This is a genomic window from Streptomyces sp. CNZ301 (assembly GCF_004217425.1).
In genome coordinates this window covers 5,249,267-5,272,419 of sequence record NZ_SHLG01000001.1, presented here as the reverse complement: position 1 = coordinate 5,272,419, position 23,153 = coordinate 5,249,267, and the positions used below count along the sequence as shown (strand labels likewise).

General features: G+C 69.6%; 8 protein-coding genes and 2 pseudogenes. 1 reads left to right on the top strand and 9 read right to left on the bottom strand.

All coding sequences use genetic code 11. The features are described from left to right. Positions 1-887 precede the first annotated feature (887 nt). From EV375_RS22665 to EV375_RS29870, 6 genes and pseudogenes are all read right to left on the bottom strand, one after another. Positions 888-1,874: an iron-siderophore ABC transporter substrate-binding protein gene (locus tag EV375_RS22665; protein ID WP_130301256.1), complete on the bottom strand. Its 987-nt coding sequence runs from the start codon at positions 1,872-1,874 to the stop codon at positions 888-890. Then, a complete protein-coding gene (locus tag EV375_RS22660) occupies positions 1,871-2,773 on the bottom strand; it encodes an ABC transporter ATP-binding protein (RefSeq protein ID WP_130301255.1) in 903 nt (300 codons plus the stop codon). The genes EV375_RS22665 and EV375_RS22660 overlap by 4 nt, the downstream gene beginning before the upstream one ends. After that, a complete protein-coding gene (locus EV375_RS22655; protein ID WP_130301254.1) occupies positions 2,770-3,888 on the bottom strand; it encodes an iron ABC transporter permease in 1,119 nt (372 codons plus the stop codon). The genes EV375_RS22660 and EV375_RS22655 overlap by 4 nt, the downstream gene beginning before the upstream one ends. After that, a complete protein-coding gene (locus EV375_RS22650) occupies positions 3,885-4,841 on the bottom strand; it encodes an iron ABC transporter permease (RefSeq protein WP_130302049.1) in 957 nt (318 codons plus the stop codon). Before EV375_RS22650 ends, EV375_RS22655 begins: the two co-directional genes overlap by 4 nt. A 498-nt stretch (positions 4,842-5,339) precedes the next feature. Next, a pseudogene (locus EV375_RS22645) lies at positions 5,340-5,474 on the bottom strand ((2Fe-2S)-binding protein); the annotation flags it as partial. Positions 5,475-5,652: 178 nt separating this feature from the next. Beyond that, on the bottom strand, positions 5,653-15,381 hold the full coding sequence (locus EV375_RS29870) for an Ig-like domain-containing protein (RefSeq protein ID WP_130301253.1): 9,729 nt from the start codon (positions 15,379-15,381) through the stop codon (positions 5,653-5,655). 699 nt (positions 15,382-16,080) lie between these two features. On the opposite strand from EV375_RS29870, the gene putP reads away from it, so the two are divergent. Beyond that, a complete protein-coding gene (putP, locus tag EV375_RS22635; protein ID WP_130301252.1) occupies positions 16,081-17,622 on the top strand; it encodes a sodium/proline symporter PutP in 1,542 nt (513 codons plus the stop codon). A gap of 416 nt (positions 17,623-18,038) precedes the next feature. Here the strand turns inward: putP and EV375_RS22630 are convergent. The 3 genes and pseudogenes from EV375_RS22630 to EV375_RS22620 all read right to left on the bottom strand — a co-directional run. Then, positions 18,039-19,760 (bottom strand): annotated as a pseudogene (locus tag EV375_RS22630) (ATP-binding SpoIIE family protein phosphatase); the annotation flags it as partial. A gap of 1,918 nt (positions 19,761-21,678) precedes the next feature. Further along, positions 21,679-21,900, bottom strand: coding sequence for a hypothetical protein (locus tag EV375_RS22625; protein WP_130301251.1), 222 nt, complete (start codon positions 21,898-21,900; stop codon positions 21,679-21,681). Between the two features lie 248 nt (positions 21,901-22,148). Next, positions 22,149-23,021, bottom strand: a complete 873-nt coding sequence (locus EV375_RS22620) for a MurR/RpiR family transcriptional regulator (protein WP_130301250.1) — start codon at positions 23,019-23,021, stop codon at positions 22,149-22,151. Positions 23,022-23,153: the final 132 nt, after the last annotated feature.

Genomic DNA, 23,153 nt, shown 5'->3' with positions numbered 1-23,153 from the left:
CTCAAATTTCGTTGTTGAACAGGATGGGCTGTACGGGCCGGCCCCCGGCCGTCCGCCGACGACCGGCTCGCAATCGACTCTCGGGGGCTCCGACACGTGACCCGGTCACGGCGCCGCGCAGGCCGTGAGGCGTGCACAGAGCCGGGCCGCGCCGTGGCTGAGGGCGACGACGCCGGGATCGCCCACTGCGGCAAGGCCGGTTTCGCGCCGCATCCCGGAGGCGGTCCCGGTGTAGTGAGGGACGCCGAGGACGGAGATTCAGTGATGTCGGCCTGCGTACCGGCATGAGGTTGGCCTGCAACCACCATGCGCCAATCGTTGACGGAAACCTCGTGGCCGCCGGGCACTGCGACAGGCATTGAATCCCTATTCGTATACGACTTGCCATTCGACAGCAGTAAAAGCCCCGGCCCGGACCCCGTCAACCCCTTGTTGCAGGCGGGAGGTGGTGCTGCGTCCCGCCGTCGGCGAGGAAGTCCATGGTCTTTGAAGGTGGCGTGCGCGCTGCGGAGAGTTCCCCTCCTCAACGCATGCCACTGACAGGATCGAAGCTGCCCTTGATAACCAACCGCCCGACAAGGGCCCGCAGTTCAGAGCCGTCACCCTTCTGTGCGGTGCCCTGCCGGAGGCACCAGTTACGCTCTGCACCGTTTCGCAGGTCAGAGCAAACGTTCGCCCTACCGGTGGGCCAGGTGTGACTATGCTTCAGCAAGCAGTCAACTGAGATCTTCACCAAGCCTGCGGTGTCACCGCAGAGGGCGTGGAGAGCGGTAGCGCCACCGCCGTGGAAGCGGAAGATCTCAGCGAGCCGGTGACGTGCGAGGTCAAAGCACAAGTTGAGGGGTCCGGGGCCCAGCCCCTGAGCCCCGGCTACCCGATCAACACGCCTAGTCGGCGAGGTTCTTCTCGATGTCGTCGAGGATCTGGTTGGCGGAGGTGTAGCCGATGCCGAGGAACCAGCGGTCGTCGTTGACGGCGAACTCCTTCTTGTCCTTCACGGCATCGAGGTTCTTCCACAGGCCGCTCTTGGCCGCCTTCTTGTAGCCGGACTTGGCCGGGTCACCGTAGGAGGAGTGGAAGAGCGCGCCCGCATCCGCCTGGTCGATCTTCTCGGGGCTGACGCCGAGGAAGAGGCCATTGGACTCCTTTGCCTTCTTCACCACCTCCGGGCGGCCCAGGCCGACGTCCTTGAGCACCGTGCCGATGTAGCTCTTGTCGCCGTATAGGCGGGCGTCGGCGCCCTCCATGAAGCGGACCACATTGGTGTCGATGGACTTGGCCCTGTCCTTGCCCCCGAGCGCCTTGGTGACCTCAGCGGCGTGCTTGTCGTAGTCCGCGACGGTCTTCTCGCCCTCGGCCTTCTTGCCGAGCGCCTCGGCGTGCACCTGGAAGTTCTCCTTCCAGGGGTAGCCGGTGGCCTCGGTCATCACAGTGGGCGCGATGGCCTTGAGCTGCTGGTAGTTCTTGGCGTCGCGCATCGCGCTGGTGAGGATCAGGTCAGGCTTCAGCGAGGCGATCTTCTCGAGGTTGGGGGCACCGATGTTGCCCACGTTCTGGATGCCCTCGACCTTGTCCTTGGGGAAGTAGCCGGGCAGGGCCTTGCTGACGTCGGCCTTGGTCGCGCCCACCGGCTTGACCCCGAGGGTGATCGCGGAGTCCAGCTCCCCGGTGTCCAGCACCACCACTCGCTCGGGCTTCTTCGGTACGGACACCGTGCCCTTGAAGGTCTTGACCCGGCGGGTGTCGTTGCCACCCTTGCTGTCCTTCTCTGCCTGGCCCTTGTCGCCCCCGCCGCCGCAGGCGGTGAGGGAGAGCGCGGCGGAAGCGACCAGCGCGGTGAGGGTCGCTGTGCGACTGCGGCAGGAGAGTGTCACGTGTTCGCCTTTCGGGACGGTACGGGAGCAGAAGTAGTGGGGGGTGGGTCTGTGGAGGCCGGGTGCCACGGGGCGCCGGGCACGACCAGGGGGGAGCCGGTCACCGGATCGGGGACGATCACCGACTCCAGGCCGAAGACCTCGCGGACCAGGTCCGCGTCGACCACCTCGTCGGGCCGGCCCTGTGCGGTGATCCGGCCGGACACCATGGCCACCAGGTGATCGGCGTACCGGGCGGCCTGGTTCAGGTCGTGCAGCACCATCACCACGGTGCGGCCGCGATCACCTTTGTGAGAGAACGCAGTCAACTGGCGTACGAGGTCGAGCACTTCCACCTGGTGCGCGATGTCCAGGTACGTGGTCGGCTCGTCCAGCAACAGCAGTTCGGTCTCCTGCGCCAGGGCCATGGCGATCCACACCCGCTGCCGCTGTCCGCCCGACAGCTCGTCCACCGGGCGGTTCGCGAGTCCGGCCGTGCTGGTGCGCTCCATCGCCTCGGTGACCGCCCGCTCGTCCTCCTCGGACCACTGCTGCCACCAGCGCTGATGCGGCTGGCGCCCGCGGGATACGAGATCGGCGACGGTGATCGCCTCGGGGGCCACGGGGGACTGCGGGAGCAAGCCGATGGACTGGGCGATCCGCCGGGTCGGCAGACGGGACAGCTCCTGGCCGTCCAGGAGCACCGCCCCGCTGCGCGGTCTCAGCAGTCGGCCCAGGGCCCGCAAAGTGGTCGACTTTCCACAGGCGTTGGGCCCGACGACAACGGTGACCTCGCCGTCTGGCACCTCCAGGTCGAGGCCCTCGACGACCGTGCGCTCCTCATAGGCGAGGGTCAGCTCGCGCGCCGCCAGGCGGGTACGGCGCGTGCGGGGCTGACGAGGGCTGCCGGGAATGCTCATGCGGACGCTCCAGTACCGGTGTTGACGACGGCCTTGCGCACACGGCGGGCGCCACGGCCACCGGTTGCGCCCCCGCCGCTGCTTCCTACGATCAGGCGGATCAGATACGGAGCGCCGACCGCCGCCGTCAGTACCCCCACCGGCAGCTCGGTGGGCGCGAACAGGGTGCGGGCAAGCAGGTCGGCGACCGTGACGATGAAGGCGCCGAGCAGGGCCGAGCACAGCGGTGGAATCTGGGCGCCGCGGGTGAGACGGCGGGCGACCTGCGGGGCCAGCAGCGCCACGAAGTCCACCGGGCCCGCGGCACCGGTGGCGACCGAGGCGAGCACCACTCCGGTGAGCACCAACCCCAGCCGGGTGCCGCCCAGTCGGACGCCGAGCGCGGTGGCCGTGTCGTCGTCGAAGGTGACATCGCGCTGGGCGCGCGCGGCCCACAGCACCAGCGGCAGCAGGACCGCAAGCACAAGGGCGAGCGGTCCTGCCTGGTCCCAGCCCCGCCCGATGAGCGAGCCGGTGAGCCACACCTGGGCCTGCTGCGCCACGAGGAAGTCGCCCTTGGTGAGGAAGAGCCGGGTCAGCGAAGCGAGGGCGACGGAGAAGCCGATCCCGATCAGCACGAACCGCCCCGCGTGCAGCCCCCCGCGCCAGGCGAAGACATAGACCAGGGCCGCCGCCAGCAGGCCGCCCGCCACCGAGAGCGCCGGCAGCACGGTGGGCGAGGTCACTCCGAAGACCATCGCCCCCACGGTCAGCGCCGCGGCGCCATGCGAGACCCCGATGATCTCGGGGCTCGCCAGCGGATTGCGGGCCACCGTCTGAATCAGCGCCCCCGCTGTCCCGAGCGCCGCACCCACCAGCAGGCCCACCACCAGCCGTGGCATGCGCAGCGTGCCCACTACGAGCTGGTCGGGGGAGGGCAGCCCGAGGAGGACCTTGACCACCTCGACCGGCGGCACCTGGAGCTCGCCCACCGTCAGGTTCCCCACCACGGCGGCGCACAGCGCCAGCGCGAGCACCACGGCCACCACCGCGCTCCGCCGGTGCACGAGTACGGAGACACCGCGCCGCCGAAGCACCGCATACCCCGCGGGGATCACTCCGTGCCGGACCGTCATGCCGCCACCCGCTTCCGGCGCACCAGGGCCACAAGGAAGGGCACGCCCAGCAGGGCCGTCAGCACGCCCGCCGGGACCTCGCCCGGCGGGAAGAGCACCCGGCCCACCACATCGGCCGCCAGCAGCATCACCGGCCCCAGCAGTCCCGCCATGGGCAGCAGCCACCGATGGCCGGAGCCCACCAGGGCGCGGGCGATGTGCGGAACGGCCAGCCCCACAAAGGCAATCGGGCCCGCGGCCGCCACCCCGACACCGGTCAGCACCGTCGCACCGAGACCCCCGACCACCCGGACCGTGGCCACGCTCTGGCCGAGGCCTTTCGCCATGTCCTCCCCCAGGGCGAGCGCGTCCAGCCCTCGCGCCACGGCGAGGACCAGGGCAAGGCCCACCAGCAGGAACGGCCACACCTGCGCCGCCACGTCGCCGCCACGTCCGGTCAGCGAGCCCACCTGCCAGAAGCGGAACTCGTCCAGCGCCCCGCCCCGGGTGGTGAGCACCGCCGAAATCACCGACACCAACAGCGCGTTGACGGCCGCCCCGGCGAGCGCCAGCTTCACCGGGGTGGCTCCGCCCCGCCCGCGCGCCGCGATGGCGTATACGGCGACCCCGGAGAGCCCGGCCCCCACGAAGGCGAACCAGACGTAGCCGGCCAGCGTGTGCACCCCCGCGAAGGCGATCGCGAACAGCACCCCCACCGCGGCCCCCTGGCCGATCCCGAGCACGCCGGGCTCCGCGATCGGATTGCGGGTAAGGCCCTGCATCACCACGCCCGCGAGCCCCAGCGCGGCGCCGGTCATCAGCCCGATGAGAGTGCGGGGCAGCCGCATCTCCCGCACCACTTCCGCGGCATCACTGTGTCCCCCGTGCATCAGCACCTCCCACACCTGTGCCGGTGGAACGGCGCGCGCCCCAACCGCGAGGCTCAGCAGCGCGGCCACCGCCAGAGCCACCATCCCCGCCGCGGTGAGCGCCGAGCGCCGTACGACCACGGCGGCACGGGGTCCGCTGGTCCGGTCGGCCGCGGCCGGTCCGGCGGACTCGTGCTGCGTCCTCGAAACGACGGACATGGCAGGGTTTCCTCGCGTCCAAATGGGAGTACAGTGAGGTAAGGCAAACCTAAGTGCCTGGCAGCGTAAGTCATCTCCTCGAGGGGATGCCACCCGGCACGTCCGCCAACCCCGCAACCGCCCCTGCCCCTCCACCGTTGGCTTCGCTCTCGGCATGACCCCGATCGGCCACCACCGAACGCACGCGTCGCAACTGGTCGGCAGAGAGGTGAAGTTGGCGGCTCGCGCCGAGTCACGACCCCCGTGACGAGCGAACTGCGGGGCGCCCGGAGTGCGTCGCTGGGGGCCACCGCTCGCCGTTGCCGGAGACGGTCGTGCCACCCCGAAGGCACGTTGCCCCGTTGCGGGCTGCCAGGACGGACGGAGGGGGTGAGAGTTCCCGTCTCAGCGCTCCAGCCGGCGTAGGCGTTCCGCGTCGCAGCTGCGGGGGCACGTCAGGCACGCTTCCCCGGCCGTCCGGACCGTGTAGTACAGGCAGCAGCCCCGGCGGGTGCGGGTCACGTGTGACCGGCCGTCGGCGCCCGCGTTCCTGCCAGCGCGGCGGGAAGGCCTCCAGGAGCCGGGCGAGCCCCCGCGTGAAGGCCGCCCAGTCGAACTGGCGTCCTCGGTCCGGTCGGCGGGACCACTGTGGCTGGGCGGCCCCTGCGATCGGTCGCTCGCAGCCTGCTGGACACCCGACTCCGGCGGAGTTGTTCGCTCATGGGCTCACGGTGTGGGTGTCGGTGCCGGTCGACGGGGCGAGTTCGGGGTTGCCGCCGTAGGTGGCGGAGATGGCATGCGTCCCGACGGAGAGTCCCTTGTCGGTGACCGTGGCGACACCGTTGACCAGTGCCGCCGTGAGCGTGGCTCCGCCGCTGCCTCCGATGGTGAAGGTGACGGTCCCGGTCGGGATTCCCGTTGCGGGAGGCGTGGGCGACACGGTGGCGGTGAAGGTGACGACTCGACCGGGAAGAGAAGGGTCGGGTGACGAGACGACGGTGGTGGTCGTCGAACCGCGGTTGACGGTGTGGATGTCCGTGCCGTTGGACGGGGCGAAGTCGGCTCCTCCGCCGTAGTTTGCCGTGATCGTGTGCGGGCCGGTGCCCAGACCGGTGGTGGTGGTTGTGGCGACGCCGTTGACGAGGAGTGCTGTGACCGGCGTTGTGCCGTCGAACAGGAATGTCACCGTGCCCGTCGGGGTGCCTGCTTCCGGCAGGTTCGAGGCGACCGTGGCAGTGACTGTCACAGTCTGGCCGAAGGTGGACGGGTCGGGAGCAGAGGTGACGGCGGTGGTGGTCGCCGCCCGGTTGACGGTGCCGGTGCCGGTGCCGGTCGAACCGGTGAAGTTGCCGTCACCCGCGTAGGTCGCTGTGGCCGTGTAGTTGCCGACGGGAAGTGCGCCGGTGCCGACCGTGGCGACGCCCATCCCGTCGAGTGCCCCCGTGAGGGTGGGGCCGCCGGTGATGCTGAAGGTGACGGTTCCGGTGGGTGTCCCGGCTCCCGGGGCTACGGCTGTGACGGTCGCGGTGAAGGTGACGGTCTGGCCGAAGGTGGACGGGGCGGGGGCGGAGGTGACGGTGGTAGTGGTCGCCGCCTGATTGACGGTGTGGGCGTCGGTGCCGGTGGACGTACTGAAGTTGGCGTCGCCGTTATAGGTGGCGCTCACCGAATGGCCGCCCGTCGGCAGGGAGTTGAGGGTGAGCCGGGCCGTGCCGTCCGTTTCCACGGGCACGGTGGTGGTGCCGCCGCCGTCGATGGTGAAGGTGACGGTGCCGGTCGGAGTTCCCGCACCCGGCGGTACAGACGCGACGGTCGCGGTGATGGTGGCGGCCTGACCGAACACCGTCGGATCCGGGCTGGAGTTGACGGTCGTGGTCGTGGCCGCCGGGGTGACGGTGTGCGTGTCGGCGCCGGTGGAGGTGTTGAAGCTGGGATCGCCCGCGCCGTTGTAGGTCGCCTCGATCGTGTGGCTGCCGGCCGGCAGTGTGCTCGTACTTACGGTGGCCGTGCCGGTGCCGTCGAGGGTTCCGGTGATGGTGGTGGTGCCGTCGACGGTGAACGTGACCGTGCCGACCGGGGTCCCCGCACCCGGCGGTACCGCAGTCACCGTCGCGGTGAAGGTGGCGGCCTGACCGAACACCGTCGGGTCGGGGCTGGAGTTGACGGTCGTGGTCGTGGCCGCCGGGTTGACGGTGTGGGTGTCGGAGCCGGAGGAAGGATCGTATTCGGTGTCGCCGCTGTAGGTCGCCGTAGCGGAGTGGGTGGTGACACTGAGGGTGTCGAGGGTGAGTTGCGCGGTGCCGGAGGCGTCCAGCGGCCGGCTGAAAGTGCCTCCGCCAATTCCGTCGACGGTGAAGGTGACGGTCCCAGTCGGAACGGGCCCGGGCTGTGCTGGGGTAACCGTCGCGGTGAAAGAGACCGGTTGCCCGAAGACCGACGGATCGGGGCCGGACGTGAGCGTGGTCGTGGTCGAGGGCTCCAGTTCGACCGTGTGGGTGTCCGTTCCGGTCGAGGAGAGGTAGTCGGTGTCGCCGTCGTAGGCGGCGGTGATGGTGTGGGAACCCAAGCCGAGTGTGCTGATGGTGACTTGAGCGGTGCCGACGGCGTCGAGGGTCCCGGTGAAGGTGCCTCCCCCACTGCCGTCGATGGTGAACGTGACGGTGCCCGTCGGGACCCCCGCACCCGGAGCGACCGGGGTGACGGTGGCGCTCACGGTAACCGGCGCACCGAGTGCGGACGGATCGGGAGTGCCGGAGACCGCAGTCGTCGTCGATGCCCGGTTGACGGTGTGCGCGCCACTGCCGGTGGAGGGGGCGTAGTCGGAGTCGCCGCTGTAGCTGACGGTGACCGAATAAATGTCCGCCGGCAGGGAGTTGAGGGGGAGCTGGGCGGTGCCGTCAGCGTTCAGCGGCACGGTGGTCGTACCCCCGCTCCCGCTGAGTACGAAGGTGACGGTGCCGGTCGGGGTTCCCGCTCCTGGTGCGATGGGCGTCACGGTGGCCGTGAAAGTGACTGGCTGCCCGAAGACGGACGGGTCGGGCGCGGAGTTGACGGTCGTGGTCGTATCCGCCGGGTTCACGGTGTGGGTGCCGGTACCGGTGGAGGTGTGGAAGCTGGGGTCTCCCGCGCCGTTGTAGGTCGCCTCGACGGTGTGGCTGCCGGCCGGGAGTGTGCTCGTACTGACGGTGGCGGTGCCGGTGCCGTCGAGGGTTCCGGTGAGGGTGGTGGTGCCGTCGACGGTGAACGTGACCGTCCCGACCGGGGTCCCCGCACCCGGCAGTACCGGGGTCACGGTCGCGGTGAAGCTGACGGTCTGACCGAACACCGTCGGATCGGGGCTGGAGTTGACGGTGGTGGTCGTATCCGCCGGGTTGACGGTGTGAGTGTCGGAGCCGGAGGACGGGGCGAAATTGGCGTCGCCGTTGTAGACCGCGGTTCCGCTGGAGGTCCCCACGGCAAGGTCGCCCGAGGTGAGGGCCGCGACGCCGCTCGCGTCCAGCGGGACGGTGATGGTTCCGCCGCCGCTCTCGGTGAAGGTGACGGTGCCCGTGGGGATTCCGGCCCCGGGCGCGACGGGCGCCACGACGGCGGCGAAGGTGACCGGCTGCCCGAACACCGAGGGATCGGGCGTGGACGTCAGGGTCGTCGTGGTCGAGGCACGGTTGACGATCTGGGTGTCGCTGCCGCTGGAGGGAAGGTGGTTGGCGTCACCGCTGTAGGTGGCGGTTGCCGCGTACGCTCCGGGCGCGAGCGCGGGAATGGTGCCCGTGGCGACGCCCTGGGAGTCGAGGGGCAGCGTCTCCGAGGCACCGCTGTTGTCGGTGATGGTGACCGTCCCGGTGGGCACGCCCGCTCCAGGGGCGATGGGTGTGACCGTCACGGTGAAGGTGACTTCTTCGCCGAAGACGGACGGGTCGGGAGTGGAGGCCAGCACGGTCGTGGTCGCCGCCGGGTTGACGGTGTGGGTGTCGGTGCCGGTGGACGTACTGAAGTTGGCGTCGCCGTTGTAGGTGGCGGTGATCGTGTAGGTGCCGGCGGGGAGTGTGCTGAGGCTGACGACCGCGATGCCGGACGCGTCGAGAGTCGCCGTCAGGGTGGGGCCGCCACTGATGGCAAAGGTGACGGTGCCGGTGGGTGTCCCGGCCCCCGGTGAGAGCGGGGCAGTCACAGCGGCGAAGACGACGGTCTGGCCGAATACCGTCGGGTCCGGGGTGCTGACGACGGTGGTCTGGGTGGGGGCCTGCGTGACGGTGTGGGTGTCGGTGCCGGTGGACGTACTGAAGTTGGTGTCGCCGTTGTAGGTGGCGCTCACCGAATGGCCGCCCGTCGTGAGGGAGTTGAGGCTGAGGTGAGCGATGCCGTCGGTGTCCACCCCGACGATGACGGGGCTGCCGCCATCGATGGTGAAGGTGACCGTGCCCGTGGGTGTGACGGCTGCGGGTCCGACGGGGACGACCGCGGCCGTGAAGGTGACTTCCTGTCCAAAGACCGATGGGTCGGGCGTGGAGTTGACGGTGGTGGTGGTCGAGGCGGCGTCGACGGTGTGGGTGTCGGTGCCGGTGGATGAGGCGAAGTTGCTGTCCCCGATGTAGGTGGCTTGGACGGTGTGGCTGCCGGCGGGGAGTGTGCTGGTGCTGACCGAGGCGGTGCCGGTGGCGTCGAGGGTTTCGGTGAACGTGCCTCCGCCGGCGCCGTCGACGGTGAAGGTGACCATGCCGGTCGGAATGCCCGCACCCGGCGGTACCGGGGTGACGGTCGCGGTGAAGGTGGCGGTCTGGCCGAACACCGTCGGGTCGGGCGACGAAGCCACGGAGGTGGTCGTGGCCGCCGCATCGACCGTGTGGGTGTCGGAGCCGGAGGAAGGATCGTAGTCGGTGTCGCCGGTGTAGGTGGCCGTGGCGGAGTGGGTGGTGACACTGAGGGTGTCGAGGGTGAGTTGCGCGGTGCCGGAGACGTCCAGCGGCCGGCTGAAGGTGCCTCCGCCGGTTCCGGCGACGGTGAACGTGACGGTCCCGGTCGGAACGGGCCCGGGCTGTGCCGGGGTGACCGTCGCGGTGAAAGTGACCAACTGCCCGAAGACGGACGGATCGGGGCCGGACGTGAGCGTTGTCGTGGTCGAGGGCTCCACCTCGACCGTGTGGGAGTCCGTGCCGGTCGCAACGGCGTAGTCGGGAGCGCCGTTGTAGGTGGCGGTGATGGTATGGGAGCCCAAGCCGAGTGTGCTGACGGCCAGTTGGGCGGTGCCGGAGACATCGAGGCTCTCGGTGAAGGTGCCTCCCCCACTGCCGTCGATGGTGAACGTGACGGTGCCCGTCGGGATCCCCACTCCTGGGGCAACGGGCGAGACCGTCGCGCTGATGGTGACGGGCTGACCGAACGTGGACGGGTCGGGGGAGGAGGTCACCGTAACGGTCGTCGTCGCGACCTGGACGGTTTGCGAGTCGGTGCCGGTGGACGTGCTGAAGTTGGCGTCGCCGTTGTAAGTGGCGGTGATCGAGTAGCTGCCTGCCGGCAGGGAGTTGACGATGACATGGGCGCTGCCGTCGGGGCTCAGCGGGACGGTGGTCGTACCGCCGCCGCCGCTGAGAGCGAAGGTGACGGTGCCGGTGGGTGTTCCGTTTCCGGGGGGAACGGTCGTGACCAGCGCGGTGATGGTGACGGGTTCGCCGAAGACCGACGGATCCGGGCCGGAGATGACGGCGGTGACGGTATCCGCCGGATCGACCACGTGGGTGTCGCTGCCGTCTGAGGTGAGGTAGCCGATGTCGCCGCTGTAGGTGGCGGTGACGGTATGGGTGCCGGCGGGGAGAGCGCTGGTGCTGACGGTCGCGGTGCCAGTGCCGTCGAGGGTTCCGGTGAGGGTGGTGGTGCCGTCGACGGTGAACGTGACCGTGCCGGTCGGGGTTCCCGCACCCGGCGGTACAGGCGTGACGGTTGCGGTGAAGGTGGCGGTCTGACCGAACACCGTCGGATCGGGACTGGAGTTGAGGGTGGTGGTCGTGGCGGCGGGTTCGATGATGTGGGTGTCGGCGCCGGTAGAGGGAGCGAAATTGCTGTCCCCGCTGTAGGTGGCGGTAGCGGCGTACGACCCTGGCGGGAACGCGGGGAGGATGCCGCTGGCGACACCGCCGGAGTCGAGAGGCAGCGTGACCGACGCACCTCCACTGTCCGTGACGGTTACGGTGCCGGTGGGGACGCCGGCTCCCGGCGCGACGGGTGAGACGGTGGCCGTGAAGGTGACTTCCTGTCCGAAGGCGGACGGGTCGGGGATGGAAACAAGCACCGTGGTGGTCGAAGCACGGTTGATGAGGTGTGTGTCGGCGCCGGTGGAGGGAGCGAAGTTGCTGTCCCCGCTGTAGGTGGCGGTAGCGGCGTACGACCCGGCGGGGAAGTCGGGGAGGATGCCCCTGGCGACGCCGTCGGAATCCAGGGTGACTTCGAGGGTGTCGCCTTCACTGCCGGAGATGGTGACGGTGCCGGTCGGGGTTCCCGCTCCTGGTGCGATGGGTGCGACGGTGGCCGTGAAGGTGACTTCCTGACCGAAGACGGACGGATCGGGGGTGGAAACAAGCACGGTGGTGGTGGCCGACCGGTTGACCATGTGGGTGTCGGTCGCCAGGGACGTGGAGTGGCTGCTGTCGCCGTTGTAGGTGGCGGTGACGGTGTGGGTGCCGGCGGGGAGAGCGCTGGTGCTGACCGAGGCGACACCGTGCGCGTCGAGACTTCCCACCAGCGTGGGTCCGTCGCTGATGACAAAGGTGACGGTCCCGGTCGGAGTTCCCGCGCCAGGAGCGGCAGCGGTGACTACGGCGGAGAAGACGGCCGTCTGACCGAACACCGTCGGATCGGGGTCCGACGTGGGCGTCGTGACGGTCGCCGCCGGATTGACGGTGTGGGTGTCCGTGCCCGACGAACCGGCGAAGTTCGCGTCGCCGTTGTAGGTGGCGGTTGCCGAATGAGAGCCGACCGTAAACGAGTTGACCGGCACAGTAGCTGTTCCGTCGGCTTCGAGCGGTGCTGTGACGACACCGGCTCCGTCGAAGACGAACGTGACGGTGCCGGTCGGTACTCCCGCACCCGGGGCGTCCGAGACCACGACCGCGGTGAACGTCACCGGCTCCCCGAAGACGCTGGGGTCGGGGGTGGACGTGACAGAGGTGGTTGTTTGCGCGGGGAGAACACGGTGGGTGCCGGTACCGGTGGAGGTGTGGAAGCTGGGGTCTCCCGCGCCGTTGTAGGTGGCCTCGACGGTGTGGCTGCCGGCCGGGAGCGTGCTGGTGCTGACGGTGGCGGTGCCGGTCGCGTCGAGGGTTCCGGTGAGGGTGGTGGTGCCGTCGACGATGAACGTGACCGTGCCGGCCGGGGTCCCGGCACCCGGCGGTACCGCAGTCACGGTCGCGGTGAAGGTGGCGGTCTGGCCGAACACCGTCGGGTCGGGGCTGGAGTTGACGGTCGTGGTCGTGGCCGCCGGGGTGACGGTGTGGGTGTCGGAGCCGGAGGAAGGATCGTATTCGGTGTCGCCGCTGTAGGTCGCCGTAGCGGAGTGGGTGGTGACACTGAGGGTGTCGAGGGTGAGTTGCGCGGTGCCGGACGCGTCCAGCGGCCGGCTGAAAGTGCCTCCGCCAATTCCGTCGACGGTGAAGGTGACGGTCCCAGTCGGAACGGGCCCGGGCTGTGCTGGGGTAACCGTCGCGGTGAAAGAGACCGGCTGGCCGAAGACCGACGGATCGGGGCCGGACGTGAGCGTGGTCGTGGTCGAGGGCTCCACCTCGACCGTGTGGGAGTCCGTCGCGGCGGAGGTGACGAAATTGCCATCGCCGTTGTAGACGCAGGTGATGGTGTGGGCACCCAAGCCGAGTGTGCCGATGGTGAGTTGAGCGGTGCCGGACGCGTCGAGGGTTCCGGTGAAGGTGCCTCCCCCACTGCCGTCGATGGTGAACGTGACGGTGCCTGAGGGTGTGCCGGATCCGGGCGGAATCGATGAGACCGTGGCGGCGACGGTGACGGTCTGTGCCACGGCGGACGGATCGGGGGAGGACGTCACGATCGTCGTAGTGGCTGCGGGGTCGACGGTGTGGGTGCCGCTGCCGGACGAGCCGGTGAAGGCGGTGTCGCCGTTGTAGGTTGCGGTTACCGAATAGTCTTCGGCCGGAAGGAAGTTGAGGGGGAGCTGAGCAGTGCCGTCGGCGTCCAGCGGCACGGTCGCCGTACCTCCGCTACCGCTGAGAGCGAAGGTGACGGTGCCGGTGGGTGTCCCGGCCCCCGGTGAGACCGGCGCAACGGTGGCGGTGAAGGTGATCGGCTGGCCGAAGACCGAGGGTTCCGGGGTGGAGGTGACCGTCGTGGTCGTCGCCGCCTGGCCGACCGTATGGGTGTCAGTGCCCGTGGAGCCGTTGAAGCGGGGATCGTCTGTGCCCCCGTATGTAGCCGTAACGATGTGAGGGCCCGGCGTCAGGGTGGCGAGACTGACCGTCGCGAGGCCGTCGACGAGTGTCCCGGTGAGCGTCGTGCCGTCGACGGTGAAGCTGACCGTGCCGGCCGGAGTGCCCGCACCCGGTGCGACGGGGGCGACTGCCGCGGTGAGACTCACGGCCTGACCGGACACCGACGGATCCGGTGCGGAGGTGACGGCCGTGGTCGTGTCCGCGCGAGTGACGACGTGGGTGTCGCTGCCCGCGGAAGGGGCGAAGTCTGCGTCGCCGTTGTAGGTGGCAGTGCCGCTGTAGGTCTGCACGGTGAGGGCGTCCGTGGTGAAGGTGGCGACGCCGCCCGCGTCCAGCGGGACGGTGGCGGTGCCGCCACCGCTCTCGGTGAAGGTGACGGTACCGGTCGGTGTACCGGCGCCGGGCGGCAGCGCCGTGACGGTGGCGGTGAAAGTGACTTCCTGCCCGAAAACCGACGGATCGGGAGCGGATGCGGCCACAGTGCTCGTCGGCGCCCGGTCGACGGTGTGGGTATCGGACCCCGTGGACGCGTTGAAGTCGCTGTCACCGCCGTAGGTGGCGGTGATGGTGTAACTCCCCGCGTGGAGTGCACTGTTGGTGACGCGCGCCACACCGTTGGAGTCGAGGGTCGCCGTGACCGGATCGCCGCCGACGTCGAAGGTGACCGACCCTGTCGGCACTCCCGTCGCCGGAGCCACCGCAGAGACCACCGCGGTGAAGGTGACCAGCTGGCCGAAGACCGAGGGATCCGGGGTGGAGACGACCGTCGTCGTCGTCGAAGCGCCGTTGACCGTGTGGGTGCCGGTGCCGGTGGACGGTGCGAAGTCGGCACCCCCCTGGTAGCCGGCGGTGACGGCGTGCGGCCCCGCGGAGAGTGTGCTGGTGACGACGGTGGCCACGCCGTTCACCAGCGTGCCGGTGAGTACGGGGCCGCTGTCGATGGTGAAGACGACGTCGCCCGTCGGTACTCCGGCGCCCGGTGGAACCGCTGTGACGGTGGCGGTGAAAGTGACTTCCTGGCCCGGCAAAGACGGATCGGGCGAGGAGTCGACTGTCGTGGAGGTCCCCGCCCGGTGGACGGTGTGGGTGTCGGTGCCCGTGGAGGAGGCGAAGGCCGCGTCGCCGCTGTAGGTGGCGGTGATGCCATGGTCTCCGGTGGCAAGCGTGCCGACGCTGACGCCGGCGACGCCGGACGCGTTGAGCGGGGCGGTGAACGTGCCGCCCCCGGGACCGTCGACGGTGAAGGTGACCGTGCCGGTGGGGGTGCCCGAAGCCGGCGGTACAGGAGTCACAGTGGCGCTCAGCGTGACCGACTGCCCGAACACCGACGGATCGGGGACCGACGTCACCGAGGTGGTCGTCGCCTTCAGCGTCGGCGTCACCGTATGAGTGCCACTGGCAGTGGACGCCAGGAAGTCGGCATTACCCATGTAGATCGCGACCACCGACTGCGAACCCGCCCCGAGCCCTTGCACCGTGACCTCGGCGACACCACTCGCATCCAGCTGCACCCACCTGCGAGGAAGCGCATCGATGATGAACTGGACGACGCCGGAAGGCGTCCCGGCACCCGGAGCCACCGCAGCCACCGTCGCCGTGAAGGTCACCGTCGCCCCCTCCTGCGACGGATCGGGCGACGACGAAACCTCAGTACTCGTGGCGGCCCTGGTGACCGCGTGACGGAACGAACCACTCGAACGCGAGAACTGACCAGAGCCGTTATAGGTCGCAGTGACCGCATGCGTGGCCGTACCGAGAGACGCCGAGGTGACGGTCGCCTTCCCACTCGCATCCAGAGGCACCGTGTAACTACCGCCCCCGCTTCCGTAGATCACAAAGGTGACCGTCCCCGTCGGGACACCCTGACCCGGAACCACCGAGATAACTGTGGCAGTGAAAACAACCTCCTGCCCGAAAACCGACGAGGTGGGCGAAGAGATCACCTGGGTGATGGTGGGTGATGCCACGGTGTGCCCCTTTCGTAATGCCCGCCGTTTCCTCATCACCCCGAGACAGTGCTGCGCGTCTCCGTGATTCAGGCCCAACGTCCCCTACTCGCGACCGGAGTTGGGAGCGATGGCAAGAACACGTCTTCGGACGGCGCCCCAGCTGAACCGAGGCACGGGTGACAGCGGCCAATACCATTGATGAACTCACGCTGCGAAAAGGCACACCAGGGCAAAGTCCTGTAATTACCCCGAACGGAGCAGCGTGAGGGAGTGTGGGGGGCGCAGACTTCGACTCAGAACAGCGCGCGTTGTCGGCAGTCCCTCCCGGGGCGCCCCTGCCGGGGACTCGTGCCGCGGGTCACCCGAGCGTCGCTCCACCACCCCGCACGTCACCGGCCGCCGGATCGCCGCCCTCCGACGCTGCGCGTACGGCATCCGGCCGTGTTCTCACCGCAGTTGGCATGGCCGCCCGCTTGTGACGTGACCCTGGAAGCGAGCGCATGACTGCGAGTTCACTTGGCCCGGTGCTCCCGGAGTACCGGGTCAGGAGGTCGCTGTTGGCGGGCCGGCGAACCAAGGGAAGGGGCTCCGGTGCTGCTGATGCATCACGATCCAGACGCGATCAGAACGTACGGCGTCGGATTCCCTGGCCAGTACGCGCGGTTCCTTCCTAAGCTCCCTCCTCCCCTTCACGATTCGTTGCCGCGTGCGCGGCGTGTGCCGGCGCTCTTTCCATATCGCAGGGAGAAATACGTGATCGCCCTGACCGTCCCCGTCATGATCACCTTCGGAGTCTTTCTGATCGCGATGGTCATGGTCGGCATCATGACGCACGAAGAAACGGCCACCTTCGACGACTTCACCGTCGGCAGCCGTCAACTCACCGCCCCGGCAGCCGCGCTGTCCGCAGGGGCCGCCGACATGTCCGGCTGGCTCTTTCTGGGTCTGCCGGGCGCCGTGTATGCGGCCGGGATCGGTGCCACCTGGATCGCCGGCGGCCTGATCATCGGCACTTACCTCAACTGGCGCCTGGTCGCACCCCGCTTGCGCGTCTACACCGAGCGGGTCGGTGCGGTGACCCTGCCGTCATACCTGGAGGAGCGGTTCGAGGACCGGAGCAGAGTGATCCGGTTCCTGTCGGCCACCGTCACCGTGGTGTTCTTCACCGTCTACGTCGCCAGCGGACTGGTCGCCTGCGGTCTCCTGGCCGACGAGATCTTCGGCACGGGCTTCGAGCTGGGACTCACCGTCTTCGCCGTGGTGATCGTCATCTACACCATCCTCGGCGGCTTCCGCGCCCTGAGCGTCACCCACTCCATACAGGGCACGCTGATGTTCCTCACGGCGGTCGTCCTCCCTGCGATCGCCATCGGGAAGCTCGGCGGCTTCGACGCGCTGCACAGTGAACTCACCGCCGCGGCCCCGGTATTGCTCGACCCGGGGACCGAGGCATCCTTCGCCGACGAGAAGTGGACGACAGGCGAGCCGCTCGGGGCCGTCGGATTGATCTCGCTCCTCGCCTGGGGGCTCGGCTACTTCGGCCAGCCCCACCTCCTGACCCGCTTCATGAGTATCCGCAGCACACGGGACATACCGCTGGCCCGCCGTCTGGGCGTGTGCTGGGTGACCGTCGTCCTGGTGGGGGCATCCCTCATCGGGCTTTCCGGGATCGCCGCGCTCGACAAGCCGCTCGCCAACCCGGAGACGGTCTTCATCACACTGTCCGCACAGCTGACCTCGCCCTGGCTCGCGGCGGTCCTGCTGGTGGCCGTGCTGGCCGCGATCAAGTCCACGGCGGACAGCCAGCTGCTGGTCTCGGCCACCTCCCTCGCCGAGGACCTCTACCGGGCGTTCCGCAACCGACGGGCCTCCGACGCGTCGCTGCTGCTGATCGGGCGTCTGAGTGTGCTGGCCGTGGCGCTGGTCGCCTATGCGATTGCGCTGAGCGGCGGCGCCGTGCTCGACATCGTCGCGTACGCCTGGGCGGGATTCGGTGCGGCATTCGGCCCGGTGATCCTTCTGTCGCTGTTCTGGCCGCGGATGACGGCGGCCGGCGCGAAGGCCGGAATGCTCACCGGGGCTCTCACTGTCCTCCTCTGGAAGCAGATCGACCCGCTCCTGGGGCCGCTGGAGACGGGCGTATACGAGATGGTGCCCGGGGTGCTCGCCGCCACCGCGGCGGCACTGCTTTTCGGCAGGTTCGTCGGACGCCGCCCGACGCAAGACTGGACCAGCAAGACGGCGAAGGGCTACTCCACATCGCTCGGGGACGGTCCGGGGGTGGTGACTCAATGACGCAGGGGCGGCACCTGGACGACCGGGGTGCGGGCTCCAGAGTCCGAAACAGTCGCGCGCAGGCCCGTGGCTTCACTCCTCAGCGCACACGCCCAGCCTGTGAAGAACGAGCCCCTGATCACCAACTGTCCGGCCGGAGTTCCCAAGTCAGCCCCGTCATACTTCAGTGCGGTCCCGCCGCGGGCACCATGTGATGTCTCAGCACATCGGAACGACCCCGAACCCACGGTTGCGTCCGGGTCGTTGACGTCGTGGCCCGGCCGGCCGGCCGGTGGGCCTGTGGTCGCGGCTGGGGGCGAGGGCGGCTCGCGGAGGAGTTCGCCGGTGGTGCCGGTGCGTCGTGGCGGACGCAGGCGCCGGCGGTCAGGGGCCGGGAGCCCCTGGCTTACGGCGATCGGCGGCCGGGGGCCTCGGGCTTACGGCGATCGGCGGCCGGGAGCCTCGGGCGCTGCCTGTTCGGTCCAGATGACCTTGCCGTCCTTGGTGTAGCGGGTGCCCCAGCGTTCGGTCAGTTGGGCGACGAGGAAGAGGCCGCGCCCGCCTTCGTCCGTGGTGGCCGCGTAGCGCAGGTGCGGTGAGGTGCTGCTGTGGTCGGAGACCTCGCAGATGAGCGCGCGGTCGCGGATCAGCCGCACCTTGATGGGTCCGGCGGCGTGGCGGATGGCGTTGGTGATCAGTTCGCTGAGGATCAGCTCCGTGGTGTCCACGAGGCCCTCCAGCTCCCACTCCGCGAGCCGTTCGGTCACGGCCGCGCGTACTCGTCCCACGGCGGAGGGTTCGGACTCCACGTCCCACTCGGCGACCTGGCCCGCCCCCAGCACCTGGGTGCGGGCGACGAGCAGCGCGATGTCGTCGCTCTGGAGCCCGGGGAGGAGGGCGTCGAGGAGGGCGTCGCAGGTCTCCTCGGGAGCTTGGTCCGAGTGCGTGAGGGTCTCGCGGAGCAGCTGGAGCCCGGTGTCGATGTCCTGGTCGCGGCGTTCGACCAGACCGTCGGTGAACAGGACGAGCCGGCTGCCCTCGGGGAGCTGCAACTCGGTGGTCTCGAAGGGCAGTCCGCCGATGCCGAGGGGGACTCCCGACGGGATGTCCAGGAATTCCACGGTGCCGTCGGGGCGTGCCAGAGCGGGTGCCAGGTGGCCGGCGCGGGCGATGGCGCAGTCGCGGGTCACGGAGTCGTAGATCGCGTACAGGCAGGTGGCGCCGGTGATGGCGGTCTCATCGCCCGCGTCGATGGCGTCCTGGTCGATGCGGGTGACCAACTCGTCGAGGTGGCCGAGAAGTTCGTCGGGCGGCAGGTCGAGCGCGGAGAAGTTGTGCACGGCCGTGCGCAGCCGTCCCATGGTGGCCGCGGCATGCAGTCCGTGCCCGACGACGTCGCCCATGACCAGCGCGACGCGGGCGCCCGGGAGAGGGATGACGTCGAACCAGTCGCCGCCGACGCCCTCCTGCGCGGGCAGATAGCGGGAGGCGACCTCGACGGCGTTCTGTTCGGGCAGGGCGCGGGGCAGCAGGCTGCGTTGCAGCGTCACGGCCATGCCGTGTTCGCGGGTGTAGCGGCGCGCGTTGTCGAGGGAGACGGCGGCGCGGGCGGCCAGTTCGGCGGCGAGGGACAGATCGTCGTCCTCGAACGGCTCGGGCTTCTCGGAGCGCCAGAAGTTGACGACTCCCATCAGTACTCCGCGGGCGTGCAGCGGTGCCGCGATGAGCGAGTGGATGCCGTAGCCGATGACCTGCCATGCCCGAACGTGGTCGATCGCCTGCCACCCCGGGGATTCCGCCAGGCGGGGCACCAGAACGGCCTGCCCGCTCTCCAAACTGCGTGCCTGCGGCGAGGAGCGCCCGAAGGTGATCAGGTCGCCGGTGGCGAAGAGCGGGGCGTCGCTGCGGATACCGCTGAAGGCGAGGCGCCGCATCCGCGTACCGCCGCCGCTCGTGCTGATGCCGGCGCCGTTGGCCCCCGGTTCTTCGCCGCGCAGCACGGGCTCGGCCAGGTCGACGGTGACGTAGTCGGCGAAGCGCGGTACCGCGACCTGCGCGAGCTCCTCGGCCGTATGCGCCACATCGAGGGTCGTGCCGATGCCGCCGGTCGCGTCGTAGAGCAACCTCAGCCGCCCCCGGACCAGTTCGATCCGCTGTGAAGCCTCGCCGATCATCTCCATCACGTCATCGGTGCCGATCTGCTCCTCTCCGGCCACCGCGTCGACGGCGAGCCGCGCGGAGGCCACACCGACCGAACCGGCGAGCTGCGCCTCCGCGTGATGGACCAGCTCCGGGGACGCCTCCGTCTCCGGTGACTCGGGCCGTCGTCCGGGGTACGAGCGCATCGCCCGCTGGGCGCCGTCCCGCCCGAGGAAGCGCTCCAGCAGCCCCTGGAGGTCGCCGACCGTGGCACGGACCTGCCAGCGCCGCTCCCGGACGGACTCCTCGAGAACATCGACGAACTGCACGGCCTGCTCCCGCTCGGCGGCGTCCGGCCGTCCGGCGAGGGACACCGCGATGTACCCGCCGAGGTTCAGCAGCGCGCTCCAGAACATCGCATGGCTGATCGGGTCCATTCCCGCCAGGCCGAAGAGCTGCTGCGGCCGGAGCAGTTCGATGCCGAACGGGCCCTCGCGCAGGAACGAGGCGGGCAGCAGCCCGGACTCGGCGAAGCTGGGCAGCAGCAGCGTGTACGTCCACACGGCGAAACCGGCGACCAGGCCGACCAGCACACCCCGCCGGGTGCCGCCCTTCCAGAACAGGCCGCCCAGGATCGCGGGCGCGAACTGTGCCACCGCCGCGAACGACACCAGCCCGATCGACACCAGCGTCGGCCCCTCGCCTGCGAGCCGGAAGTAGGCGTACCCGAGCAGCAGGACGAGCACGATGGTCGTCCTGCGGATGCCGAGCACCAGCCCGGTCAGGTCGGCCCGGTGGGCGATCCGGGCCTTGCCGCGCAGCAGCAGCGGCATCACCAGCGAGTTCGACACCATGGTGCTGAGCGCGACCGTCTCGACGATGATCATGGCGGTGGCCGCGCTGATCCCGCCGATGAAGACGAGCAGCGCGAGTGCCTGCTGCCCCTCGGCCATCGGGAGAGCCAGCACATAGGTGTCGGCGTCGACGGACTTTCCGAACGTCAGCAGCCCGCCGGCCGCGACCGGGAGCACGAAGACGTTGATCGCGAGCAGGTACAGCGGGAAGAGCCACATCGCCCGTTTGAGGTGCCGCTCGTCGACGTTCTCGACGACGGTGATCTGCCACTGCCGTGGCAGCAGCACGACCGCCAGCATCGACAGCACGTTGAGCCAGATCCACTCGCCGTAGCCGGTCTGCTCCCGCAGCGTGAACAGCCGGGTGAGGCCGGCGTCCGCGGCCTTCGTGAACAGGTCGTCGAACCCCGAGAACATCCAGAAGGTCACGAAGATCCCGGCCGAGAGGAACATCACGAGCTTGACCACGGACTCGAACGCGATGGCGGCGACAACCCCCTCGTGGCGTTCGGTGGCGTCCAGGTGCCTGGTCCCGAAGAGGATGGTGAACGCGGCGAGCAGCAGCGCCACATAGAACGCGCTGTCCTGAAGCGGCGGGACGTGGCCCAGCTGCGACGTGGGGGTGATCGCCGGGTGCAGCCGGATGATCTCGAAGGTGTTGGAGACCGCCTTGAGCTGGAGCGCGATGTAGGGAACGATCCCGATCACGGCGATGACCGTCACCAGGCCGCCCAGCGCGGCGCTCTTGCCGTAGCGGGCGGAGACGAAGTCGGCCAGCGAGGTGATCCGGTGCCGGCGGCTGATCCGGATGAGTCTGCGCAGCAGGAGCCAGCCCAGCGCGAGCATGAGCGTCGGCCCCAAGTAGGCGGACAGGAAGTTGACTCCGGCCGTGGCTGCCCGGCCCACGCTGCCGTAGTACGTCCAGGAAGTGGCGTACACCGCGAGGGACAGCGCGTAGACCGTGCCGTTGTTGATCAGGCTCCGGCCGGCGTCCGCCCGCCGGTCGCCGTAGAAGGCCACGGCGAACAGCACGCCCAGGTACGCGACCGACGCTGTGACGATGACCCAGGTCTGGAGCACGGCGTTACCTCCGGCTCGACCTGCCGCCGATGCCGGCGACCAGGGCCACCAGGGCGACCAGGACCGCCCAGGCGAGGAAGAGGTACGCCGCGAGGATCGGGATGCCGAACACCTGGCCCATGCGGTCGAACTGCGGCAGCAGCGGCGGGACGATCAGCACGAACCCTAATACCGCTACGGCCGCCAGGCGCCCGGTGAGCTGCTCGTCGTCTCGCGACTCCGCCACAGGCTGCCTCCGTATCCCCGCCATCACGCCCCGCCACCGCCCCCGGTGTGACCAGTGTCATATCACGGCCGGATCGACACCGCCATGGCCGGAATCCTCGCACGTCCAACTCGGGACCAGGACGCCCGCCATCGCGTCGGGAACCACCATGCCCCCAGTACCTGTCGTCGGTGCGAACAACCAGCCGTAGCCGTTCACTTGAGCGGCCGGGCAACAGTGGGCCCCGCCCGCGGGCCGGAGGTCACGAGTCAGTACAGGCCGATGCGCCGTGCGGTCTCCTCTCCGTGTCGCATGCGGGCGTGAGCCTCCTCCCCGAGTTCGATCAGCACGCCGGCGACGACCGTCTCGATGACTGCGAGCGCCGGCACGAGGCTGTCGTAAGGGGACGGTGCGGCGACCTGGCTGGGCAGGACGACCTGTGCCTGCGCCGTCACGGGCGAAAGCCACGTATCGGTGAAGAGAATGATCTTTCCGCCGTTGTCGTGGGTGAGTTGTGCGATGGCCGCCTTGTCCTCCTCGTAACGCCGGTAGTCGAAGACGACAAGAACGTCACGACGGTTCAGGGCGGCCAGGTGTGCGGTGCGCTCGACCGCGCGGTCAGGCAGGAAGCGGACGTCGTCGCGGAGTTGCATCAGGTGCAGGCCCAGGTACTGGGCAAGCAGGTGGGTGAAACGCCCGCCGGCCAGGGTGACCCGGCGTTTGCGGTCGGCGAGCAGGTTCACGGCGTGGTGGAGGTCGTGCGGAGGCAGTTCGGCAAGGGTACGAGACACCGCCTCGCCGAAGAGTCTGCTGCCGCGTTCGATGAGCGAGGAACTGTCGCCCTGTCCGTCGCCTTCGCGCCCGTAGTCGGCGGTCTCGTACAGCGACAGCGGTGAGGCGTTACGTTCTTCCACTTCGCGCCGGAGCACCGTCTGGAAGTCGGGAAACCCGCGGTACCCAAGCCGGTTGACGAAACGGATGACGGTCGGCGCGCTCACGCCGGCCCGCTCGGCGAGGGTGGCGATCGTCTCGAAGCCCGCTGAGGGGTAGCCCGCCAGCAGCACCCGCGCGACTTTGCGCTCGGCAGGGCTGAGGTCACCGAGCTTCTGCCGGATCTCGTCGGCGAGGACGCTTGGGGCCATGGTCCGTTCCTTCCGTGGGCGGTGTGCGGGGGTGGATGCGGTCGGGGGCTTGGGAACCTCTGGCAGGCCGATGTTGCCGGGCCACGGTGCGAGCGGGGTGCGGCGGGACGGGGGACGGTTCCCGTCCCCCAC

Excerpts from the sequence above, each read along its gene's own strand:
- EV375_RS22660 (WP_130301255.1), bottom strand. The coding sequence starts at position 2,773 with ATGAGCATTCCCGGCAGCCCTCGTCAGCCCCGCACGCGCCGTACCCGC.
- EV375_RS22655 (WP_130301254.1), bottom strand. The coding sequence starts at position 3,888 with ATGACGGTCCGGCACGGAGTGATCCCCGCGGGGTATGCGGTGCTTCGG.
- EV375_RS22650 (WP_130302049.1), bottom strand. The coding sequence starts at position 4,841 with ATGGTGGCTCTGGCGGTGGCCGCGCTGCTGAGCCTCGCGGTTGGGGCG.
- EV375_RS29870 (WP_130301253.1), bottom strand. The coding sequence starts at position 15,381 with ATGAGGAAACGGCGGGCATTACGAAAGGGGCACACCGTGGCATCACCC.
- EV375_RS22620 (WP_130301250.1), bottom strand. The coding sequence starts at position 23,021 with ATGGCCCCAAGCGTCCTCGCCGACGAGATCCGGCAGAAGCTCGGTGAC.